The 21,705-nt window shown below is 35.8% G+C and carries 21 protein-coding genes and 1 riboswitch; of the genes, 4 read left to right on the top strand and 17 right to left on the bottom strand.

Annotated elements, in window-relative coordinates:
• Window positions 1-698: 698 nt before the first annotated feature.
• Both BK579_RS05830 and hepT read right to left on the bottom strand, forming a co-directional pair.
• Window positions 699-1,469 carry a TIGR01457 family HAD-type hydrolase gene (locus BK579_RS05830; protein ID WP_078544214.1) on the bottom strand — a complete coding sequence of 257 codons (771 nt, stop codon included), beginning with the start codon at window positions 1,467-1,469 and terminating at the stop codon, window positions 699-701.
• Between the two features lie 345 nt (window positions 1,470-1,814).
• Window positions 1,815-2,252 carry a type VII toxin-antitoxin system HepT family RNase toxin gene (hepT, locus tag BK579_RS05825; RefSeq protein ID WP_078544212.1) on the bottom strand — a complete coding sequence of 146 codons (438 nt, stop codon included), beginning with the start codon at window positions 2,250-2,252 and terminating at the stop codon, window positions 1,815-1,817.
• 225 nt (window positions 2,253-2,477) lie between these two features.
• Here hepT and BK579_RS05820 point away from each other — a divergent pair, with 225 nt between their 5' ends.
• A complete protein-coding gene (locus BK579_RS05820; RefSeq protein ID WP_078544210.1) occupies window positions 2,478-2,744 on the top strand; it encodes a DUF3055 domain-containing protein in 267 nt (88 codons plus the stop codon).
• 51 nt (window positions 2,745-2,795) lie between these two features.
• Here the strand turns inward: BK579_RS05820 and BK579_RS05815 are convergent, their stop codons facing one another.
• Window positions 2,796-3,071 (bottom strand): YutD family protein, encoded by a 276-nt coding sequence (locus BK579_RS05815; protein WP_078544209.1) that lies wholly within the window; start codon window positions 3,069-3,071, stop codon window positions 2,796-2,798.
• A gap of 114 nt (window positions 3,072-3,185) precedes the next feature.
• Between BK579_RS05815 and BK579_RS05810 the strand changes: the two genes are divergently transcribed.
• Window positions 3,186-3,974, top strand: a complete 789-nt coding sequence (locus tag BK579_RS05810) for a YhcN/YlaJ family sporulation lipoprotein (RefSeq protein WP_078550414.1) — start codon at window positions 3,186-3,188, stop codon at window positions 3,972-3,974.
• On the top strand, window positions 3,964-4,236 hold the full coding sequence (locus tag BK579_RS25225; protein ID WP_204524686.1) for a hypothetical protein: 273 nt from the start codon (window positions 3,964-3,966) through the stop codon (window positions 4,234-4,236). Before BK579_RS05810 ends, BK579_RS25225 begins: the two co-directional genes overlap by 11 nt.
• A 408-nt stretch (window positions 4,237-4,644) precedes the next feature.
• Here BK579_RS25225 and lipA read toward each other — a convergent pair whose 3' ends face one another.
• A complete protein-coding gene (gene lipA, locus BK579_RS05805; protein WP_078544207.1) occupies window positions 4,645-5,541 on the bottom strand; it encodes a lipoyl synthase in 897 nt (298 codons plus the stop codon).
• A gap of 332 nt (window positions 5,542-5,873) precedes the next feature.
• On the opposite strand from lipA, the gene BK579_RS05800 reads away from it, so the two are divergent.
• The gene (locus BK579_RS05800; protein ID WP_328589304.1) at window positions 5,874-6,815 is read left to right on the top strand and encodes a M23 family metallopeptidase; all 942 of its coding nucleotides are present in this window, start codon (window positions 5,874-5,876) and stop codon (window positions 6,813-6,815) included.
• A 49-nt stretch (window positions 6,816-6,864) separates the two neighbouring features.
• Here the strand turns inward: BK579_RS05800 and BK579_RS05795 are convergent, their stop codons facing one another.
• From BK579_RS05795 to BK579_RS05730, 13 genes are all read right to left on the bottom strand, one after another.
• Window positions 6,865-6,969: a methionine/alanine import family NSS transporter small subunit gene (locus BK579_RS05795; RefSeq protein ID WP_078544205.1), complete on the bottom strand. Its 105-nt coding sequence runs from the start codon at window positions 6,967-6,969 to the stop codon at window positions 6,865-6,867.
• A complete protein-coding gene (locus BK579_RS05790; protein WP_078544203.1) occupies window positions 6,969-8,495 on the bottom strand; it encodes a sodium-dependent transporter in 1,527 nt (508 codons plus the stop codon). Before BK579_RS05790 ends, BK579_RS05795 begins: the two co-directional genes overlap by 1 nt.
• Before the next feature lie 276 nt (window positions 8,496-8,771).
• On the bottom strand, window positions 8,772-10,355 hold the full coding sequence (locus BK579_RS05785) for a Na+/H+ antiporter NhaC family protein (protein ID WP_078544201.1): 1,584 nt from the start codon (window positions 10,353-10,355) through the stop codon (window positions 8,772-8,774).
• Between the two features lie 167 nt (window positions 10,356-10,522).
• Window positions 10,523-10,712: riboswitch (Lysine riboswitch) on the bottom strand.
• Between the two features lie 88 nt (window positions 10,713-10,800).
• On the bottom strand, window positions 10,801-11,562 hold the full coding sequence (yunB, locus tag BK579_RS05780; RefSeq protein ID WP_078544199.1) for a sporulation protein YunB: 762 nt from the start codon (window positions 11,560-11,562) through the stop codon (window positions 10,801-10,803).
• 582 nt (window positions 11,563-12,144) lie between these two features.
• A complete protein-coding gene (locus BK579_RS05770) occupies window positions 12,145-13,341 on the bottom strand; it encodes an HD-GYP domain-containing protein (RefSeq protein ID WP_328589239.1) in 1,197 nt (398 codons plus the stop codon).
• 12 nt (window positions 13,342-13,353) lie between these two features.
• Window positions 13,354-13,656, bottom strand: coding sequence for a YunC family protein (locus tag BK579_RS05765; RefSeq protein WP_078544193.1), 303 nt, complete (start codon window positions 13,654-13,656; stop codon window positions 13,354-13,356).
• A gap of 85 nt (window positions 13,657-13,741) precedes the next feature.
• Window positions 13,742-15,139, bottom strand: coding sequence for a bifunctional metallophosphatase/5'-nucleotidase (locus BK579_RS05760; RefSeq protein ID WP_078544192.1), 1,398 nt, complete (start codon window positions 15,137-15,139; stop codon window positions 13,742-13,744).
• A 32-nt stretch (window positions 15,140-15,171) separates the two neighbouring features.
• Window positions 15,172-15,996 carry a sulfite exporter TauE/SafE family protein gene (locus tag BK579_RS05755; protein ID WP_078544190.1) on the bottom strand — a complete coding sequence of 275 codons (825 nt, stop codon included), beginning with the start codon at window positions 15,994-15,996 and terminating at the stop codon, window positions 15,172-15,174.
• A 554-nt stretch (window positions 15,997-16,550) separates the two neighbouring features.
• Entirely contained in the window at window positions 16,551-17,258 is a 708-nt protein-coding gene (locus tag BK579_RS05750; protein ID WP_078544189.1) for an SDR family NAD(P)-dependent oxidoreductase, read from the bottom strand.
• Window positions 17,259-17,369: 111 nt separating this feature from the next.
• A complete protein-coding gene (locus BK579_RS05745) occupies window positions 17,370-18,713 on the bottom strand; it encodes a GH1 family beta-glucosidase (RefSeq protein ID WP_078544187.1) in 1,344 nt (447 codons plus the stop codon).
• Between the two features lie 74 nt (window positions 18,714-18,787).
• Window positions 18,788-19,807 (bottom strand): LacI family DNA-binding transcriptional regulator, encoded by a 1,020-nt coding sequence (locus tag BK579_RS05740; protein WP_078544185.1) that lies wholly within the window; start codon window positions 19,805-19,807, stop codon window positions 18,788-18,790.
• Between the two features lie 90 nt (window positions 19,808-19,897).
• Window positions 19,898-20,740: a carbohydrate ABC transporter permease gene (locus BK579_RS05735; RefSeq protein WP_078544183.1), complete on the bottom strand. Its 843-nt coding sequence runs from the start codon at window positions 20,738-20,740 to the stop codon at window positions 19,898-19,900.
• 2 nt (window positions 20,741-20,742) lie between these two features.
• Window positions 20,743-21,675: a carbohydrate ABC transporter permease gene (locus BK579_RS05730; protein WP_078544181.1), complete on the bottom strand. Its 933-nt coding sequence runs from the start codon at window positions 21,673-21,675 to the stop codon at window positions 20,743-20,745.
• Window positions 21,676-21,705: the final 30 nt, after the last annotated feature.

The raw sequence follows: 21,705 nt of genomic DNA, 5'->3' as shown, positions 1-21,705 counted from the left end.
GTATTGTTTTATTGGTTCCTTTGAGGGGGAGAAGAAACAATACTATTAGCAAATGAATTAGCAGACCAACTAGCATAGCTAATTGGTCTGCTAATTCATTTATTTTAAGTATTGATTTAATGGATTTAACCCTTAAAATCAGGACGTTTTTAGCTTGTCAATTTAACCGATGCATGCATAATAATTATGATTTGGCTCCAATTTCTTAGCTTAAATTCCTAATTTAATGTGGTGTATAGAGCCTAGGAAGTTTTATCATTAATCGAGTGATTAAACTCACTTTAAAATAAGGGGACATTTTCCCTTTAAACTGAAGAATATAGCTTGGTTAGAGGTTATTAAGGGGAAATTTTCCCCTTAAGCAAAGCATAATCACCCTATTTTCATGTTTGTCGAGTCAATAGAGGGAAATTTTACCTCTATTTTAATTATTTTCAGTCCAAATTCCTAATTAAGGGAAGTTTCTCACCTTATTAACAGCCCATGCTGATTCCTTCTTCTAGGACCGAGGGCTTCCCGCTTTTTTAATGGCCGGGTGGGAGCCTTAAACGTAAGTAAAAAAGCTCGGTAAAGTTCCGAGCTTTTACTATTTCAAGTGCTAATAGGTTGATATATCATATGCTTTTATCCGTGCATTTTCCTTTGTTAGATCATCTTCTCCCCCACAACAGACCCGTTAGCATTGTTCACCTGTTTTTTTATTTTGGTTCAAACCAATTATCAAGGCTATTAACTGTGTATGTTGGTTTTCTCTCAAGTAGATTTAACATATCAACAGTTGTCACCCCAGTATGTACAAGAAGGGTATCAAGACCTGTGTTCATCCCAGCCATAATATCAGTATCATAGTTGTCGCCCACCATCAATGTGTCTTCTAATGAGGTTCCTAATACCTTTAAAGCTTGTTCCATAATTATTTGTTGAGGCTTTCCGATAAAAATCGGTTGTACACCTGTTGAAACGCTGATTACTGCGGTTAATGCTCCATTTCCTGGTAGTAATCCTCGTTCAGTTGGAATCGCAATATCTGCATTCGTAGAAATAAATGTTGCCCCATTTCGAACAGCTAAACACGCAACGGCAAGTTTTTCATATGAAATCTCGCGATCAATGCCAATTACCACAAAGTCAGGATTTTCCTTTGTAATTCTGAAACCCTTTTCTTGAATAGAAGTTTTTAGTCCTTCTTCTCCTATCACAAAGATTGTTGGATCTTCTTTTTGGTCATCTATAAAATTTGCAGTCGCCTGGCTAGTTGTAAAAACATGTTCCTTTGTTGCCGGAATATCAAATTCGAGAAGCTTTTCAGCAACTTGCTCGGGTGTCCTTGAAGAGTTATTAGTTACAAATAAATATGGAATATTTCTATCAATAAGGCTCTTTACGAAGTCACTTGCAGCTTCAATTTTTTCGCTCCCTCTGTACATCGTTCCATCTAAATCAATTAAGTATCCTTTATATTCTTTCATGCTTTCACCTCATACTTATAATAACCGGTATGTCCAAATAGGTTTCACGTTATTTTTGACAGTTCTTTAACATAAAATAAATTGGACAAGAGGTAACACAAAGCTACGATGCTCCCCTGAAAATACATAGGTTAGTGAGTTGCATTCGCTGCGATCCACTTGCTTTCCGCGGGGTGGTCCGTGAGCCTCCTCGTCGCCAGGGGCGGGGTTCCTGCGGGGTCTCACGAGACCGCTCGATCCCGCAGGAGTCAGGTGGCTCTCCGCTCATTCCACACATGTTGAGCAAACAATTTCAATTCTCCATGTTTGAATTTTTGTTTTAAAATCATAAAGTTACTATGATACTTAATTTCTAAACGCAGATACAGGTCCTAATTCATTTTCTAAATAGTGTCTAACATCATTTGGGAATTTATGTAAATGACTCATTTCTTGTTTAGTTAATTCATTTAATATTGAATGATCTATTTCAAGATAATTTTGGACAAGTACTTTCCTTAGTTCGATAATTTTTTTCAATCCTTTAGCTCGTTCGGAGGGGATAACCTTCTCATCCTCTAATATATCGATTATATCTTCTAAGCTCCCAGGATCTCTCATTATGAACCCGTCGATCATGGAATTACCTACGTCCGCTATCGACTCAATTATCATATGTACAAATCGTTCTAGTGCTCTTTTTTCAATAATTGTATTCCAAGACTCTTGATTAGCAACATACGTTAGAGTTTCTTCTAGATATGTTAGCGTTCTTTGGATATGCTCTCTATCTACAAAATACACCTTGTCACCTTCTTTTCTATGTTATCAATAGTGTGTTCATGTAATTAAATTTTTAGGTATATTTTATCACATTAGAGCTACTCTTAACATGAGCCGTAAAAAATTAGAGGGTTTATAATAGTGAAATAAACATTTTTCTAATAAATATTTATTATCTTATGATATGCTTAAATGTATAAAGGATTAGTTTTTACGATTAATAAAGAGATAATTGGAGGATTCAAAATGTCTGAGCGCTTTTTTTTATACGATGATACTGTTGATACAAAAACTCGTTTTATAAGTTTTATGGGCGATAATCAAAGATTTGATTTAGCCATTGTCAAATCTGATCGATATTATGGGAAACATCTTGTTCTAGATATCCAAAGTAACCGATTTGCGATAATTGGCAGTGATGACCTTGACGAGCCAGGATATCTCGAGCATGCCTATAACCTTTCAGAAGAGGATGCAGAAGAGTTACGCTCATTTTTATATGAGATCGTATAATGTATAAAAAAATAGGATTACTAAGGGTGATTAACACCTTTGGTAATCCTTTTATTTTTTTACTCTTTTTAAAACAAAATAGGCACAACCGAAATTACAGTACTCATACAAGTATTCTGATAATGTACTTATTTTCGTATCAAAGGTCGCTTTTTGATTATCGTCATCAAAAAAGCCTCGGAGTCTAAGCTGATTATAGCCCCAATCCCCAACAATGTAATCATATTTAGTTAAAATTTCACTATATCTCGTACGAAATGCTTCTTCGTTAAATCCTTGTCTTGAATCCTCAACTAATTCATAGGTCATATTATTTATTGTTATCATGTTTTTCACCTCGTCCATCTTACTTTACCATAAATTATATCCATTCAACCATCAATTTCTAGATGAAAAAATTCATAAACTGGTCATTCTAAGATTGAGGGGGTGTTACCGTTGATGAAAAAATCATTAATAGTAACTGGAATTTGCTGTTTAACAGCACTTAGTGGCTGTGGTGCCGATGAAGAACAAGGTGCTGGAATTTATAAGCAGAGTGGTAATACAATTAATGTAAATGATACACAAGCTGGGATATATCATTATAGTGATGACGCTAATTCAGAAGACCGTTTTGAAGACTTTGGATATGTTCGCCACCAAAAAAGTCCTGTCCCAGGAGATCAAACGGTTTATACAATGCCTAGACTTGACCGGGAACTTGTGGCTGACATGATTAGTAAAATGACTGTACAACAAATACCCCATGTAAATGAAGTGGCTACCCTTGTTACAGACGAAGAAGTATTAATGGTTTATGATACAGATAGCGATGACCGCTTTGAGACTGCGGACCAAGTGAAAAAAACAGCGTTGTCTGTTATCCCGAGATGGTACCATGTGTATGTTTCTGATAATCCAATCTTAATAAAGGATATTGAAAGATTCAGCACATTAGACTCAACAAGCAGAAATGTAGACCAAATCATCACTTCAACGATTGAACGCATGTTAGAATCTCCTCAAGGCAGAAAAATTAGTGATGGAGAAAATGCAAATGGTGAGATGTCAGGTGGAGTGAATAACGAATATGAGCGCAAAATGAATGATGTACCAGACTTTTTACAAAACCCAAGTACAAAATCAACTACCCCATCTAGTGACATTAACAATGTAGAAACTGAAGGACAAAATGATGAGGGAGAAATGGAAACTCGCGGAAGAACTAAAACAGGAAATGATAAATAAAGATAAAGGAGCAAAGTGGAACAGCATCCACTTTGCTTTTTTATTGGTTCATAAGGCTGCCGGATTTCTGGTGCTGCTCTCCTTTGGTTCTCACTCTATCCTTTGGTTTTGTCGATTTGGCAGGATTCTCTTCTGTCTCCGCCGCATTCGGGCGCTAACCCGCCGCATTTTCCACTATTCTCGCCCGATTTTTGGTGCCTTATCCTTTGGTTTTGTCGATTTGGCCGGATTCTCTTCTGTCTCCGCCGCATTCGGGCGCTAACCCGCCGCATTTTCCACTATTCTCGCCCGATTTTTGGTGCCTCTCTCCCTTGGTTTCTCACTTTGGCCGGATTCTCTTCTGTCTTCGCCGCATTCGGGCGCTAACCCGCCGCATTCCTTACTATTCTCGCCGATTTTTGGTGCTGCTCTCCCTTGATTTCCTAATCTGGTCGGATTCTCTTCATCCTCCGCCGGATTCGACCGCTACCCGCCGCATTTCTCACTTCTCTCTCCTAATTTTCTGTGCCGCTCTCCCTGATTTCTAAATTTGCCGGATTTGTCCCCTAATCATCCCTCACTTCTCACCCAAGAAATTCGCTAGAGTCAGTCTCTTCATTCCACATCTTTTTTAGTAAACCCCATGAAAATAAAAAAGGAGTAGATCTATAATCTACCCCCATAACCAGTATTAAGCTTCTTTTGCTTGTTGGTTCTTAGCCGCTGCATTTACTTGCTCATCAGCATGGTAAGAAGAACGAACTAACGGCCCAGACTCACAATGACTAAACCCTTTGGATAAAGCAATCTCTTTCAACTCTTGAAATTCATCTGGATGATAATACTTTTCAACCTTAAGATGCTTCTTTGAAGGCTGTAGGTATTGTCCAATAGTCATAATATCCACATTATTTGCACGTAAGTCATCCATTGTTTCAATAATGTCTTCTTTTGTTTCACCAAGACCTACCATAATACTTGATTTAGTAGGAATCGTTGGTTGTAATTCTTTTGCACGACGTAGGAATTCCAACGAACGATCATACTTTGCTCTTGCTCGCACACGGTCTGATAAACGTCTAACTGTTTCAATATTATGATTTAGAATATCAGGCTTAGCATCCATTAATGTCTTTAGATTTTCTAATACTCCACCCATATCTGAAGGTAAGACCTCAATTGATGTAAATGGATTTGACTTTCTAATTGCTCTTACGGTTTCAGCAAATACAGCTGCTCCGCCATCCTTTAGATCATCCCTAGCTACAGCAGTGACAACTACGTGCTTTAATCCCATTAAACTGACTGATTCTGCAACACGCTCTGGCTCTTTCCAGTCTAGTTCATTTGGTAATCCAGTTTTAACAGCACAAAAACGACAAGCACGTGTACAAACATCCCCTAAGATCATAAATGTTGCTGTTTTTCTAACAGCCCAGCATTCATGGATATTAGGACATCTTGCCTCTTCACACACTGTATGTAAATTTTTCTCTCTCATCATCTTTTTTAAACCAGTGTAGTTTTCGTTTGTGTTAAGTTTTATTTTTAACCATTCTGGCTTTCTTTGGTACTCTTTTGTTGACATTTACATCACTCCAATAAATCTCATATATATTTGCCAAGTTATAGAAATATTTACCACCATAAACACGATCAACTATCTAAAAGACATGCTGTAGCCACTTTAACATAACAAATAAACATTCACAAGAAAAGTGATTGTGACACATTTCCAACAATTAGTATTTATTAAAACCGCTTCTTTTAACAAACTAAGAAGGAAAAGTAAAACAAATGGTTATTTCTATATTTATCTTTTTTACTTTCTTCCTCTATAAATTTAGAGAAAGGTGAAAGGAGTTTGAGTTCGTGCAAAAGCTATTGTTACTACTTCTGATATTTTTATTATCTTTAACGATTAATCCTACTAGTAATGATGCCGCTGAGTTGGATCAAGATCAAATCTATAGTGAACGAATGAGTTTATACTCAAAAATGGAAGCTGTTAGTCAAATTCCATGGTATTATTTCGCGGCTGTCGATCAATACGAAAGAAGTATCAGAAGAGCTAGAAAAGATATCCCGAAAGAGGAAGGACTAATTGGGATTTATTATAAGCCAGACCAATGGGCTGGTCCTATTAATCCCAACCAAGAAGATACAAACCCATTTAGCATTAGTTTGTTTGGAGGATTGGGAACTGACGGTAATGGGGACGGCATTGCAGACATAAATAACGATGAGGATATACTAGCAACCTTCGCCGCGCATCTGATGAATTATGGAACAGATGAAGAAAATATAAAGATTGCTTTATGGGACTATTATAAAAGAGATCGTTCAGTCGATTTAATTATGCAGAAAGTAAAGATATATAAAAAGTTCGGTACTTTAGCATTAGATAAACATGCCTTTCCAGTTCCATTACGTTTTAATTATAGCTATCGAAACACTTGGGGAGACGCCCGTGGATGGGGTGGCCGACGTATCCATGAAGGGACAGATATTTTTGCTGGTTATTCAACACCTGTAAGGGCGACAGGCTACGGAATTGTTGAGATTAAAGGCTGGAACAAATATGGTGGTTGGAGAATAGGTATTCGTGATATTAATAATACGTATCACTATTTTGCACATTTAAATGGATTTGCAAAAGATTTGGAAGTTGGACAAGTGGTTGAACCAGGGATGCTTATTGGAGGAGTTGGAAGCTCTGGATATGGACCTCCAGGAACCTCAGGTAAATTTCCACCACATTTACATTATGGGATGTACAAGGATAATGGATTTACAGAGTGGTCATTTGACCCTTATCCACATTTAAAACAGTGGGAACGTGCTGAACGAAAAAGAAAGTAAAAAAGAAAAAGCTATATCCGATTATAGGAATATAGCTTTTTCTTTTTAATTATTTTTGTTTAGCTTTTTTGACTGCATTTAAGATACTTGCAGTTAATCCGCCCCATATAATCACAATACCTACAACCATCATAACAATTGCACCTGTACTCATTATTGTGATTCCTCCTTACTAACATTCATGTCTAGGGCACCTTTTTTCCATTTGAAAAGTGTAAACAGAATCCCTACAAATAACGCTCCCAAAGCTACCGACCAGCCCCAACTAAAAATGAACGGTCTTGAATATTCTTCATATTCTGATGTTAAATTCGTACGTAAATTGTCAAACATCATATAGCCAAGAACAACTGGTGTAATGACGCCTAAACAAATTCTCCACCATGCACCAAGTTTAATATCCGAAATGCTGTCTGCATGACTTTGTAGACTACGTAATTCCTTAGCAAACCATGCAATTGCGATTACTTGGATTAAACCAGCTAATGTTACACCAAAGCTATTAATAAAGTAATCAGCAGTATCTAAGAAGAATAATCCACCTTGTGTTGCAAAGACTACTGAGATAATTGCAGATAAACCTCCACCAATAATTACAGCCTTTGTACGTGACACATTAAATTTATCTTGAACACCAGCAACAAATGTTTCAACAATCGAAATCAATGATGTTAAACCTGCAAGAACAAGTGATCCGAAGAATAAGAATCCAAAAAGCTCTCTAAACGCAGGGAATTCATTGATAATCTGTGGAAACACGACAAACGCTAAACCGATTCCTGCTGAAACAACATCTTTCACCTCAGCACCCTGTGTGTATGCCATGAATCCTAAAGCACTAAATACACCAATACCCGCTAATAATTCAAAGCTTGAGTTTGCAAACCCTGTAATGAATGCATTATTCGTAATATCAGATTTCTTAGGTAAATAACTTGAATAAGTAATCATAATAGCAAATGCAATTGATAAACTAAAGAAAATCTGACCATATGCGGCTACCCATACTTTACCACTCATGATTGTATCCCAGTTAGGCTTAAAGAAAGCATCTAACCCTTGTGCAGCACCATCTAATGTTAATGCACGAACAACAATGATTAAGAATAACACAACTAGTGTTGGAATAAAGATTCGGTTGGCCATTTCAATTCCCTTTTTAACACCAGCAAATAGCACACCAAATGTAACTATCCAGACTAGGATTAATGGAAAGAATACGCCTGGGACTACACTACCAAACTGTCCAAATTCTCCACCAGTTAAATCAATTCGTTGTAAATAATCAACCATTAAAAATGATCCAGTATCCTCTTCTCCCCATTTTAGGCTTAAAGAAAAATACGTGTACGACATTGCCCATGCGATAATAACCGCATAATATGTGGAAATAACAAAGGAAATTGCAACTTGCCACCAACCAATCCATTCTTTGCCTTTACTAAATCTTGCATAGGTAAGTGGAGCTGATCCCCTAAATTTGTGACCCATTGTGAATTCTAGAATTAATAATGGAATACCGGCTGTTAATAAAGCGAATAAGTACGGTAAAAAGAATGCGCCTCCTCCATTTTCATAAGCTACTGCTGGGAATCTCCAGATGTTCCCTAAACCCACCGCCGAACCGACTGCTGCTAAAATAAAGCCTGCCCGCGTTCCCCATTGTGGACGATTATCCATAAAAATACCTCCCTAAACTTTGTTTCCCAACCTAAGAGCTATATATTTTTACGCCTTAGATTAATGTTGGAAATTTTTATATTTTCTGATTTTTTGATATAATCTATTCATAGTATAGCCAGTCTTTATGCATCTGTCAAAACATTATTTTTAGAATAATAAAAAAAGAGACAAAGGTTCTAAAAACCCTGTCTCCGTAGTATAAATATAGTTTATAGTTTGTAAATTAGATATCATTAATTACTATTTCTTACAGTTTAAGACTGTATAAATTTACTATACTAAAGTACTTTTCCCTCGAAATAGCATAACAAACAGCCCTACTAATCCAATTGTAACAATAACTCCTAGCAGCGTACTACCTGTTAGTCCTAAAACAATATACCCGATAATTGCTATAAGTCCAGAAATCGCCGCATATGGTAGTTGCGTAAGAACGTGGTCAATATGATGGCTTCCAGCACCTGTAGACGATAAAATCGTTGTATCTGAAATCGGTGAACAATGATCGCCAAATACACTACCTGCTAATACAGCTGCTAGAGCAGGTAATAATAGTGTAACATCCGTAGAAGCAATAATTTCTGCTCCAATTGGTAACATCATTCCAAAAGTTCCCCATGAAGTACCAGTTGCAAATGCCATGATCCCTGCCACAATGAACAAGATCACTGGTAAAAAGGCAACACTTATATTTGCGTTTTCCACTTGAATTGCCAAAAACTCGCCTGTTTTAAGTTGACCAATTAAATCAACGATTACCCATGCAAATAATAAGATGTAAACTGCTGGTAGCATTGACTTAATTCCTGATATAATCCCCTTTGTCAAAAGTCTAGGTTCAATTGAACGCTTAGAAATTTGGATGAAGAACATAATAAAAGTGACAAAAAGCCCTATGATCCCACCATAAAGTAACGAAGCTGCTACATCAGTGTTTTCAAAAATGGTTAAAATCGTAATATTTCCGTCAATAGCTCTATATCCTGTCCAAAGCATTGACCCTATCGTTCCGAATATCAATGCAACAATTGGCCAAATTAAATCGCCAACCGTACCAAATTTACTTACTGGCAATTCTTCTTTTAATTCCCCGAGCACCGGCTTAGATGGATCGGTTACTTCCCCAGTACTTTGTGCCCTCAATTCATGTGTTTTCATTTGTCCTAAATTAATATTAAAGATAGAAACAGCAAAGACCATGAGTATCGCTGATATCACATATAAATTCATCGGAATCATTTGAATAAATGCAGAGAACGCAGTATATTCGCTGATATTATGTGTTACTAGAATTGGTGTAATAATCGCAATAATATAAGCCCCCCAGCTAGAAACGGGTGACACTACACAAATTGGTGCCGATGTTGAATCAATAATATAAGCTAGTTTTGCACGTGATACACGATGGCGGTCTGTAAGAGGTCTACTTACTTGTCCTACTGCAAGGGCATTAAAATAATCATCGATAAAAATTAGAATCCCTAAGATTGCAGCAGTGACTTTTGCTCCGACTCTCGTCTTTACCCGTTTTTGAGCCCATTCACCAAAGGCCCGGCTTCCACCTGAAATTGAGATAAATGCTGTAATCATTCCTAAGATTAATAGAAAAATTACAATGTAAACGTTCCATGTATTAAGTGCGCCTTCATCAATAAAGATAGCCTTTATACTTTCCCAAATTGTAATCAATGAGTTTGATAGATATGCACCAACCCCATCAGATTCTATCATTGGGACTTGCAAGATAAAGGCGGCAGAGAATATTCCAACCCCTAAGGATAATAAAACCTTTCTTGTTAAAATAACCATTAAAATTGCAACTAATGGCGGTATAAGTGAGTAAATTGTTGCAGTCATGCTGTTGTCTCCTCCAAAATATAGTTTGATTCTAAAAGAGGCTTTTGTGTAAGAGGCAATCAACTTTCGTGCAGTTAATAATAGTTTAATAGAAAAAAGTGCACAAAAAAGAGCAATGATAGAAAATAACTATCATTACTCTTCGTAATGTTATGTTATCCTCCATCACGATCAGTAGCCCTCCACTGGATATCAAAAACAAACCATCCAATGACAGTGTTACTCTTATTCAAAGCAACACCAGCAAAAATAAAAGTTGACTCGTTTATTTTGCTTCGGCAAAAAATCCTTTCAGCTATGATCACCGTTGTCATCCTCACATAGCATACTTATATTTTCTGCGCCTCTACCTCATCGATCTAAAGATAAGGTTTATATATTCTCTTTTAGAATTACTTTTGTATTATAGTAATTTCAAACTAAAAAAGCAATGGGAATTATTTGTCTAATTTCCTGTTGGTATTTCAATTGATGGAGCTGATTCACCACCATTATTATAAAACTGTGGTACTTCTCCAGGAATAAAGATTGGACCAGCAATAGGGACACTAGTTGGTACAACGACTTCTTCGGTTGCAAATGGAATAATAACTTGTAATTTGACCTCAATATGAACCAAAATTTCTATAGATGTGTTGTTAATTCCAGTAGTCTCCACATTTTTAGAGTAGTTGGTTGATACATCTCCAATCATATGAAAACGAATTGGAATTTTCGGCCCTAAATTACCCAAAAGCGCATTATTGGTTGCTATCCCTAAAGGTACTTCATATAAAAATCCTGGGCTATCATCGTCTGTCTGAATCTCAATCTCTGGCATGTCAAGTGCAGCAACATCCCCTTTGTTAACTAGCTTTAAATACTTGTCAACATTATTGGTAATTTTAGCCAGTATTTCATTAATTAACTTGGAATTAAAGGTTACACTTGTAATTTTCCCAGCACTGTCAGTTTGAGTGATGATGATATCTTCATCACTTAAGTTTTCTTCTGTCATTTGCTTAGTAATCGCATTTTTAATGACGACAGTGGCTATTCTACTTGATTCATTTCGTGCAAATTTTGTTAGTGTTGGCTCGATTCCTTTATTAACAATGACTAACCCCAACGCTGTAGAAAACATAAAGAAGACAAACGTTAATAAGAAAACATAGCGAAAAGGCAAGGGTCCTCTCCGCGGCATAAGAGGCCCGCGAAACTTTGGCATCATAAATCCCTCCTTACAAGCTATGTTTATGCTTACAAGCAGGGATGTACGATACATTTATAAAATTTTTTAGAATTAGGCTCTTTTCTGAAAGATTGTTGCTATTTGACTTATTTTGGGAAGGATACACAATTTCACTTGATGTTATGGTTATCATTCAGGAAGAAAAGATGCCACTCTACCAAGTTCATAGTGATTATAAAAGACCTTTAAAAGCAACAAAGTTTATGAAAACAGCTTAGAATTAGGCTCTTTTCTGAAAGATTGTTGCTATTTGACTTATTTTGGGAAGGATACACAATTTCACTTGATGTTATGGTTATCATTTAGGAAGAAAAGATGCCAATATACCAAGTTCATAGTGATTATAAAAGACCTTTAAAAGCAACAAAGTTTATGAAAACAGCTTAGAATTAGGCTCTTTTCTGAAAGATTGTTGCTATTTTACTTATTTTGGGAAGGATACACAATTTCACTTGATGTTATGGTTATCATTTAGGAAGAAAAGATGCCACTCTACCAAGTTCATAGTGATTATAAAAGACCTTTAAAAGCAACAAAGTTTATGAAAACAGCTTAGAATTAACGTAGAGTTGTTTCACATTCTGTAATAACTAAATGTAATTCCTTCATTAAATCTACCTCATATGGTGGATTTACAGCTTGTCCTTTCTCTTCAATGATACGAACTACAGGTCTCTCACTTAGACCTTGATTCTGCTTAGATACCACACCTTTGCGTTCATCATTTAAGAAAACTGTTAAGCCTAAAGGATAAACAACTACCGATCGTCGAAAAGCTTCAATGATACTTGTATCAAACAACTTACCAACCCCTGCGTAGAGTATTTCTAACCCTTCATGCGGAAGCATTGCTCTTCGATATACTCGATTCGAAGTAACAGCATCGAATACATCAGCAACGGCTATGATTCGAGCATAATTATGGATTTCTTCTCCTTTGATCCCTCTTGGATAGCCTGACCCATCAATTCTTTCGTGATGCTGATATGCACAGTGCGCAGCGATTAATGGAATCGTTAAAACATTCCTTAAAATCTCAAAGCCACTTTCAGTATGTTTTTTGATAATCTCAAATTCTTCATTTGTTAATTTACCTGGTTTCATTAATATCGATGTGGGTATAGTCATTTTCCCAACATCATGAAGAATCGCACCTAACCCGAGGACTTCTAACTCTTTTTCTGAGAGATTTAACTGTGTTCCAATCGCCAAAGAATAAAGAGTTACGTTCAAGGAATGAGAAAAGATATAGTTATCGTATGTAATCACTTCCGATAGTAAAGTGATTAGCTCTTTATTTGTTTTAATTTCATGTAAAAGCGCTTTAATAATTTTAGACAGCTCTTTCGTTGTTTTTTCAAGTATGAATGATTGCCTTAGTACTTCTTTATCCTGAATCCCCATTAAGTTAACTTCAATAACTTTCTTTGCTTTCAATCTTACTTCATCTGATATTGGCTTAACTGGCTTTAGGTCACTGGTGCGTTCATCTTCAACATACACATATGATATTCCTAATTCATTTAGTCTGATGATCATTCTTTCTGTCAGAGGAATTCCTTCACTAATTAAAACAAAACCATTTTCATTATGTATTGGTTTAGCTAAACATATTCCTGGTTTTAAGGTATGTGTTGACACTAGTATCATCGTAAACTCCGTTCTAAGGTGCGATATAATAGAGGGGCTATAAACAACAATCTCAGGTTGATATCGTTTATAGTGGCCCCCTCGATGTTTATAAAATTTCAGCATCAAACAAATCTTTTATATCATTTTTAAAAGGGCATCTTTCCCTTTCATGCCTACTGTTATCCCTTTATTTTCTGCTTCTATTGTAACAGATTCAAGTGGAGCTTCAAGTAATTGTTCAATTGTTCTAACGCCTACCGCTCTACCCGCAATAATCCCTCGATCCTTCAACTTTTCATTTAAAAGTGCTACATCAAGAGCGCCACACATAATATAACCATTATCATTTGTAACAGCCATGAAATTTGTTTTAGGCAGCTTGACGGTAATGGCTGTAAACTGTTGATTATCGATAACAATCGGTGTCATTGTAACCATTCCTATAACACTCCTTTCTTTAACACATTATGAATATTAAAGAAATTCGTGAAAAAAAAATTGTAGGTAATAGCCTGTTTTATTATTATAGACGATGATTTTCAGCCAATTTTGATATAAGTAGATCACGTAGCATTTCTGGCATGAAATATTCTTTTCGTTTTGTATCTCGGATAATTGGAAACAGGTATCCTAATGTAAACATATCAATGGTTGACACTTTATAGGTTCTTTTCAACTCGATTGGGTCTCCATTAATAGTTATGTTTTGAATATGCTTTAATCCATCGGAAAGGACCTTTACATCAATCCCTACTCCAGAAAAGACCATTTTCCCCATAACCTCTCCTCTAAAGCCTAATCCCTTAAATCTTAAGTTCTCCATTCTTTCTGTATTCGCCTGGAGAATAATTTCCTTTAATTCATATCCTTTTAACCATACATTGCATGGATTTATCGGATGAGGACAAACTCTATGGATCTCACCTTTAGAAATTGGCCCTTTAGGTAGAGAGTCCAAAAGAACACCTGCATTAACCATAGATATCTCCCCAGCACACCATTCTTTTAATATATCGGCCAAAAGTTGAGAAAATGGAGATATTTCAAACCAGTTATTTATTAATTCATCTGGTATATGTCCTATTTTTTCATTTAAGATTAATTCACTTTCTTTCATTGCATCATTGAGTGTCTCTTTAGTAGAAATAGATTCAGAATTAAGTTGACTTGTTGCTATTACAGTTGCTCTTTTTTCCACAATTGCTTTTGATGCTTGATTGACCTTCAGTTCTACATAGCCAATATATTGTCCATATTTACCCGCTCCACATAGTAACACATCATCTACGATTTTTCCTTCTTCAAATAAATGATGTGTGTGACCTCCTAGAATGATATCAATTCCAGGTATTTTAGCGAGCTCTTCATCCTCAGTGATCCCTAGATGTGACAACACAATAATAACGTCTGTCTGGTCATTAAGTTCAACAAGCAGAGTTCTTAAAAGCTCAAATGGGTCATGTATCTTCCAACCTAATAATTCATAAAAAAGTTGATAAAAGACCGTTAAACCAATGATTCCAATACGGGTATTTTCCTTTGTCGTATATATTTGATAAGCCTTTGCCCAACTAGGCCTCGTGCCATCAGGTGTAAATAGATTAGCTAATACAACATCAAAGGTAGCATCTCGATATAATTCATTTAATGCCTCATAGGGTAAAGTAATTCCCTCATTATTCCCAATGGTCACAGCGTTATAGTTTAATTGATTTAGTAGCCTTACATTTAACTTCCCAAATGTTGATTCGGTTATAGGGTGAAAACGATCCATATGGTCACCAATATCAAATAAAAACATCTCTTCATTTTTCTCAGAGTGAAGTTTACGCATATCCTCTATATATTGAACGATTTTAGGCCATGGCTCAAAATGACTGTGTAAGTCATTCGTATGATAAATATGAATTTTTTCAATCAAAAGATCTTCTCCCCTTTAAAATCCACGATTGCTTAAAACAATCCTTGATAAATTAACCTAGCTCCTAACACCATCAAAGCAAACCTAAAAATAATAATAATGGTATTACTTTTTAGCTTTGAGTTAATATAAGCCCCTAATTTGCCACCAAACCATGCTCCTGGAATTAGTATTGCTGCTAGCAACCAATTCACATTATTCATACTTATATGTGCAACAGAGCTTACGACCGATGATAGAAAAATCAGCATCATTGACGTTGCAATCGCAATATTGGGCGGGAATGCAAACAAAAGAAGCATCGCGGGTACCATTAAAGCTCCCCCACCAACACCAAATAATCCACCCAATAACCCTACGATAAACGATATGATAACAGCTATTGTAGGATGATATCCATAGAACTTTTCTTTTTGATTTTCATCTATATAACCTCTACTTATTGTATGTAAGCCTTGCTTAACAGCTAAGGGCTTTATATGTTCTCTGATCATTAATATACCGGCAATAACAATCATAAAAATTCCAAAATAAATTAAAAATGTATGTACATTAAAGAATGAATTTAACCATGCACCAACAATTCCTCCCGGAGCACTTCCAATGAAAAAAATAAAGCCACTTTTATAGTCAACAAGTTTGCGTTTCATATAAGACAGAGTTGATGAAAGACCTGTAAAGATAATAACTAGCAACGATGTCCCTACTGCAACTTGTGGAGTGATATGACTTAGTTCTGGAATCATTCCACTTAGATAAATCAACGCAGGTACCGTTATGATACCGCCGCCTAATCCAATTAATCCACCAATCGTTCCGGCAGCGACTCCAACAAATAATAAAAAAATCCAAACCATACGTTTTCCCCTTTATTCGACGACGAATTGAAAATTGATATTCTCATCATACCATTAGTGAAAATTAATAAGAAACTAAAAATAACTCATAAATCAGGAAAGTTTAACTGCGTGGAGTTATAGATGCGTCCTAGAAATGTAAATACATTATAAAAGTTAATTTCATTCAGTTACATCCGTTTTTGAAAGAATTACATTTTTTTAACCCTTTTCCACTCTAAATGTCTAACCTGAAAATACCTTAGTTAGCGAAGTTCCATGAGCTGCAATCCACTCGCTTTCCACACTTAGTGTAAAAACTTTTCAACTTCCATGGTGCGAATCGGATTAGCATGGATTTCTTCGCTGAAAAATCAGGTTTGTAATTCGTCTATTTTGGGTAACTGCATCAGAGAAGCTATGATTCACTTTCTCCTTCTTTTCGCTCAGGTAACTTTCCCCTTCTAACCGAAACACAGGAATTATAATTCATTTCCCTCATTTACCAAGAACACAAAAATGCTGAATCCGATGGGTAAACAATCCTCCATTCAAATTCAACATCAATGTTCATCTTATTTATTTTCTGATTTTAACCTTAATTCCTGAGCACTTATCCACTGACCAGTTGGACCATCATTATCGTATAGTGCTAGTTCAATTGCTCCAGGTAAAACAGTTGTTACATCATGTTCTGCGTTTGGCCCACCTAAGTCTGTTCTCAACCAACCTGGATCAAGACAGTTAACAAGTACGCCTGTTCCTTTTAATTCTGCAGCAAGATCCTCTGTAAATTTATCTACCGCTGCTTTTGAAACACCATATGGGGTTAGGTGTGGAGTATCCTTAATTCCAGATGTAATGTTTATAATTCTACCGTATCCTTTTTCCTTCATCTCCTTACCAAAAGCTTGGCAAAGTAGAACAATACTATAAAAATTATTTTGAAGCAGATGTTCAAAATCACTTATTTTGAAATCCCATATATCTTTCCATTCTGCTTGGACTCCCGCATTATTATAAAGGATATCAACTGATTGGCGCTTTGCTTTTATCGTACTAACTATCTTTTCGATATCTTCTGGCGATGATAGTTCTCCTTCCACAACGTCAACATTAACACCATATTGTTTTAATAACTCTTGAGTTTTTTGTGTATTTTCAGCTTTTCTACCATGAATAATTAAATCACAGCCTTCTTGAGCTAATCCTAGCGCGATTTGCTGTCCGACTCCTCTACTTGAGCCTGTCACAAATGCTAGTTTCCCTTTAAGTCTTGTCATCACATTTCATCTCCTATGTACAATTTTAAAAGTATAAAAGGAGTTAACAAATGTTAACTCCCCATTTAATTATTAAGGTTAATTCGTAGGCTCTGTCGCTTTTAAAAATTATTAAAGTTCATAAAACCCATTTGCTAGAGTTTGCTTATACCAATAGTAGCTATCTTTTGGTGTACGTTCTAATGTACGATAATTTACGTGAACGATTCCAAAGCGCATACTATAACCAAATGCCCATTCAAAATTATCAAGTAAAGACCATGTTAAGTAGCCTTTAATATTTACACCTGAATCCATACTTCGTTTTAATGCAGCAAGGTGAAGTTTTAAGTAAGAGATCCTACGATCATCTTTTACTCTTCCATCCACTGGCTCGTCATTGTAGCAAGAACCGTTTTCAGTGATATATATAGGTACTTCTCCATATAATTCAGTGATATAGCATAATACTTTGTAGAATCCTTCTGGATAAATCGGCCAACCGATATCTGTACGATCATAGTTCATATCTAAATCTTCAGAAGAGAATAACCCATTATCTTCCTTATATCGAGCAACGTTTCCTGTATAGTAGTTGATACCCATAAAGTCGATTGGTTGACTAATATCTTCTAAATCGCCATCTTGGATATTCATCTTAACACCTTTATCAGCAAACCAGTCTACCATAAATTGTGGATAGCTCCCTTTAAACACAGGATCCATAAACCACTCAACAAACCATGCTACTTCTCTTTTACAAGCATCAATATCTTCTTGCTTATCACTAAATGGTTCTTTCCATGTAACGTTTGGAGCATAACCGATTTGACCGTCAACACCTAATGCTCTAAACGCTTTTACTGATCTACCATGTGCAACTAATAAATGATGTGATACATCTGTTGCTAACTGAAGATCCTTAAACCCTGGAGCATGCTCACCGATAAAATTAGATAAGAATGATACACACCATGGTTCATTTAGTGTAATCCAATTCTTAATTTTGCCACTAAATTCTTTGAACATAAATTCAGAGTACTCAACAAATGCATCAATTGTTGAACGATTTCCCCAGCCGCCTTCATCTTGTAGGGCTTGCGGAAGGTCCCAGTGATAAAGAGTACACATTGGTTCAATTCCATTCTCTAGAAGAGCATCTACGAAACGATGATAGAAATCAACACCAGCTTGATTTACTTGTCCTCTACCTTTTGGAAAAATACGTGGCCAAGCTACTGAAAAACGGTACGTATCAATTCCTAATTCCTTCATGATTTTAATATCTTCCTCATATCGGTGATACGAATCACAAGCAATATCCCCATTATCTCCGTCACGCACTTTTCCAGGAATTCGACAAAAAGTGTCCCAGATGGATGCTTCTCTTCCATCTTCAAATGCTGCCCCTTCAATTTGGTAAGAAGCTGTTGCTGCTCCCCATTTCATATCTTTAGGAAATTCTATGATAGCCATTATTTTACCTCCAAAAATATCTATTAAATCCTCTAATTGTATTGTTTAACTATTTCAGATAATAATTCACCTATTTACCGTAAATTGCTCCCGCATGATTCTCTAATCATTAGCTCGGAATCAATAAAAATTGGTTTAATTAATGATGAACCATTGATTAAGTCATTAAGCATATACGCAGCTAATTTGCCTAATCGGTCTTTATCCTGTTTTACCGTTGTAAGTTTTGGATCACTATACCGGCAAGCGTCAATATCATCAATTCCAACAATTCGTATATCTTGTGGAACCTTTAAACCACTTTCCTTAACTGCTCTAAGTGCTCCAAATGCCATTAAGTCAGAAGCCGCAAAAATCGCTTGCGGAAGAACTGGTCTTTCGAGAATTGTTTTCATAGCTATATAGCCACTTTCCTCATGGAAATCCCCGTATTCAACCCATTCTTTCTTTATCTCCAGGCCTAATTGGTTCATAACCTCTTTAAAACCTTTTTCACGATATATGGCAATTGCTGAATCCTGCTTACCACCTATAAACCCTATTTCCCGTACATTATTTAAATAAAGGTGTTGAACAACTTTGCGTGACAGATTTATATTATCTGTCATAACAAAGCTCGATCTTGGTCCTTTTAACTCAATATCAATACCAATGCAGTTAATACCTGCTTCAACTAACTCGTAAATCGGATCTTCTATTTCTTCACCAGCAATAATTAAGCAACCATCCACATGGAAATGCCTACATCTTGCTAAATAGCTTCCATTGTCTTTTAAAAATTGTTCATTTGAAAACATAATGATATCGTAGCCAAGTTGGCCAATTGTCTTTTTAAAAGAAGTCACAACTTCATTAAAGAAAGGATTTGTAAAATCAACATTTACTTTTCCTGCAAAAATTAATCCAATTAAGTTTGATCTTTTAGTGGCAAGGGCTTTTGCCGAAAAAGTTGGTTGGTAATTTGTCTCTTGAATAACGTCCATGACCTTTTTCTTCGTTTTTTCGCCAATGCCACCATAATTATTCATAACCTTTGATACAGTAGACGGGGATACTCCTGCCATTTTTGCAATATCTTTAATTGTTAAGTTCATTGTGATCCCCCACATCCTTTATAGTTTTATCTACTGTAAGATTACTAAGATTCTATGAATAAGTAAAGAACATCTGAAATGTTGTTTTACTTATTTAACAGCACCTTCAGTAATACTAGAGATAAATAATCTATTAAATAGTAGGAATATGATGATTAATGGAACCGTTGCCCAGAACACACCAGACATGATCATTCCAAAGTCTATATTGAAAGTATTACTTAGTGTTGCTAATGCAACCTGAATAGTATACATTTCTGGATCACGTAAAATCGTAAACTGCCATAAGAATTCTCCCCAAACAGCTGTGAAAACGATAATTCCTAGCGTAGCGAATGCTGGTAAAATAATAGGTAATGCAATACTGCGATAAATTCTAAAATTAGAACAGCCATCTAATTTAGCTGCTTCTATCAATTCATCTGGGACAGAATTACTTACATATTGTCTCATAAGGAAGATTCCAAGTGGATTTAAGAAAAATAGAACAGCTACCCCTTGTAACGTGTCTAGTAATCCAGCCTCTGCAATTAAATAATATTGTGGTATTAAACCTAATTGCGGTGGTATAACCATCGTTAGTAGGATTGCTATGAATAATCCATTTTTTCCAGGAAACTTAAATTTTGCAAATGCATATCCAGCCAATGAACTAATGATTAACACAACAAGTGTTACGGATATACAAAGAATAACAGTGTTTCCCATTGCTCTGAAGAAATCAATAGCCCCTAACACCTTTTGAAAATTATCTACTAAGAGATTTCCAGGTGTTATTGTTGGTGGAATTGAGTTGTAAGCAGCACTAGGACGTGTCGCCATGACAAACATCCAGTAAAATGGGAATAATGATAATAGAGATGCTAATGAAAGAAACAAATAAATAAATATTCTACCTGGTGAAAACTTTTTTGATCCTGCTTGCTGACTCATTATTATGCTCCTTTCTTCTTTCTGCCAAAACCTGATGTCGCTAACGTATTAATAGCAGAGAATAAGATAATAATCACTAATAAAATAACTGCTGTGGCAGAGGCAGTACCAAATGATTGTAATTTAAATGCATCTCGGTATAAGTACATTACAACTGTCATCGCTTCATCTCTTGTAAAAGCTGATGCTCCTAAGAATACGGTTGGTTCTGCAAATAACTGTAAAGATCCAACAGTTGAGAAGAACACAGTTAAAATAATAAATGGTTTTAATAGTGGCATCGTGATATGGATAAGTTGTTGGAATTTATTAGCTCCATCAATTGTTGCCGCTTCGTAAAGGTCATTTGAGATACTCTGAATTCCAGCAAGATAAATGATGGTATTATATCCAACCCATCGCCAAAATACCATTACAGATATAGCAATTTTAGTACCCCATTCAGACGCTCCCCAGTTCACTGGATCAAATCCGAATAACCCTAAGGTGTAGTTAGCAAGTGATGATTCATGATTACTAAACAACACACTAAAAATAAGGGCTACTGCAACCATTGACGTAATATAAGGCATGAAGATCGTAACTCGGAAGAAATTTCTAAAACGAAGAAACGATAGGTTTAATAGAAATGCAAGGATAATCCCTATGACTAATTGTGGGGCAGTACCCATTAATGCGATAATAATTGTGTTATATAAGGATTTCCAAAAAAGTGGATCCATTAATACAATTTTAAAATTGTGTAATCCTACGAACTCCATTGGAGCCAATCCATTCCATTTTTGGAATGCAAGAAACATACTAAATAATGCTGGATAAAGGCCAATTACAGCAAAGATAATAAAGAAAGGCGCTATATATAAATAACCTGAAATCATATCTTTTTTTTCTTCAGACATTGACTTCTTGTTGCTAGAAATTTTCGCTGATGCCATTTTCACTCCCCGTCCTTCTTCAAAACCTAG

Origin of the sequence: Litchfieldia alkalitelluris, assembly GCF_002019645.1 — a bacterium.
Classification (GTDB): domain Bacteria; phylum Bacillota; class Bacilli; order Bacillales; family Bacillaceae_L; genus Litchfieldia; species Litchfieldia alkalitelluris.
The sequence above is the reverse complement of the archived record's forward strand: the minus strand, read 5'-3'. Positions and strand labels throughout refer to the sequence as shown.

What these genes read in the sequence shown, in the direction of transcription:
- BK579_RS05830 (WP_078544214.1), bottom strand. Translation starts at nt 1,469, where the DNA reads ATGAAAGAATATAAAGGATACTTAATTGATTTAGATGGAACGATGTAC.
- BK579_RS05820 (WP_078544210.1), top strand. Translation starts at nt 2,478, where the DNA reads ATGTCTGAGCGCTTTTTTTTATACGATGATACTGTTGATACAAAAACT.
- BK579_RS05815 (WP_078544209.1), bottom strand. Translation starts at nt 3,071, where the DNA reads ATGATAACAATAAATAATATGACCTATGAATTAGTTGAGGATTCAAGA.
- BK579_RS05810 (WP_078550414.1), top strand. Translation starts at nt 3,186, where the DNA reads ATGAAAAAATCATTAATAGTAACTGGAATTTGCTGTTTAACAGCACTT.
- BK579_RS25225 (WP_204524686.1), top strand. Translation starts at nt 3,964, where the DNA reads ATGATAAATAAAGATAAAGGAGCAAAGTGGAACAGCATCCACTTTGCT.
- lipA (WP_078544207.1), bottom strand. Translation starts at nt 5,541, where the DNA reads ATGTCAACAAAAGAGTACCAAAGAAAGCCAGAATGGTTAAAAATAAAA.
- BK579_RS05795 (WP_078544205.1), bottom strand. Translation starts at nt 6,969, where the DNA reads ATGAGTACAGGTGCAATTGTTATGATGGTTGTAGGTATTGTGATTATA.
- BK579_RS05790 (WP_078544203.1), bottom strand. Translation starts at nt 8,495, where the DNA reads ATGGATAATCGTCCACAATGGGGAACGCGGGCAGGCTTTATTTTAGCA.
- BK579_RS05785 (WP_078544201.1), bottom strand. Translation starts at nt 10,355, where the DNA reads ATGACTGCAACAATTTACTCACTTATACCGCCATTAGTTGCAATTTTA.
- yunB (WP_078544199.1), bottom strand. Translation starts at nt 11,562, where the DNA reads ATGCCAAAGTTTCGCGGGCCTCTTATGCCGCGGAGAGGACCCTTGCCT.
- BK579_RS05770 (WP_328589239.1), bottom strand. Translation starts at nt 13,341, where the DNA reads ATGCTGAAATTTTATAAACATCGAGGGGGCCACTATAAACGATATCAA.
- BK579_RS05765 (WP_078544193.1), bottom strand. Translation starts at nt 13,656, where the DNA reads ATGGTTACAATGACACCGATTGTTATCGATAATCAACAGTTTACAGCC.
- BK579_RS05755 (WP_078544190.1), bottom strand. Translation starts at nt 15,996, where the DNA reads ATGGTTTGGATTTTTTTATTATTTGTTGGAGTCGCTGCCGGAACGATT.
- BK579_RS05750 (WP_078544189.1), bottom strand. Translation starts at nt 17,258, where the DNA reads ATGACAAGACTTAAAGGGAAACTAGCATTTGTGACAGGCTCAAGTAGA.
- BK579_RS05745 (WP_078544187.1), bottom strand. Translation starts at nt 18,713, where the DNA reads ATGGCTATCATAGAATTTCCTAAAGATATGAAATGGGGAGCAGCAACA.
- BK579_RS05740 (WP_078544185.1), bottom strand. Translation starts at nt 19,807, where the DNA reads ATGAACTTAACAATTAAAGATATTGCAAAAATGGCAGGAGTATCCCCG.
- BK579_RS05735 (WP_078544183.1), bottom strand. Translation starts at nt 20,740, where the DNA reads ATGAGTCAGCAAGCAGGATCAAAAAAGTTTTCACCAGGTAGAATATTT.
- BK579_RS05730 (WP_078544181.1), bottom strand. Translation starts at nt 21,675, where the DNA reads ATGGCATCAGCGAAAATTTCTAGCAACAAGAAGTCAATGTCTGAAGAA.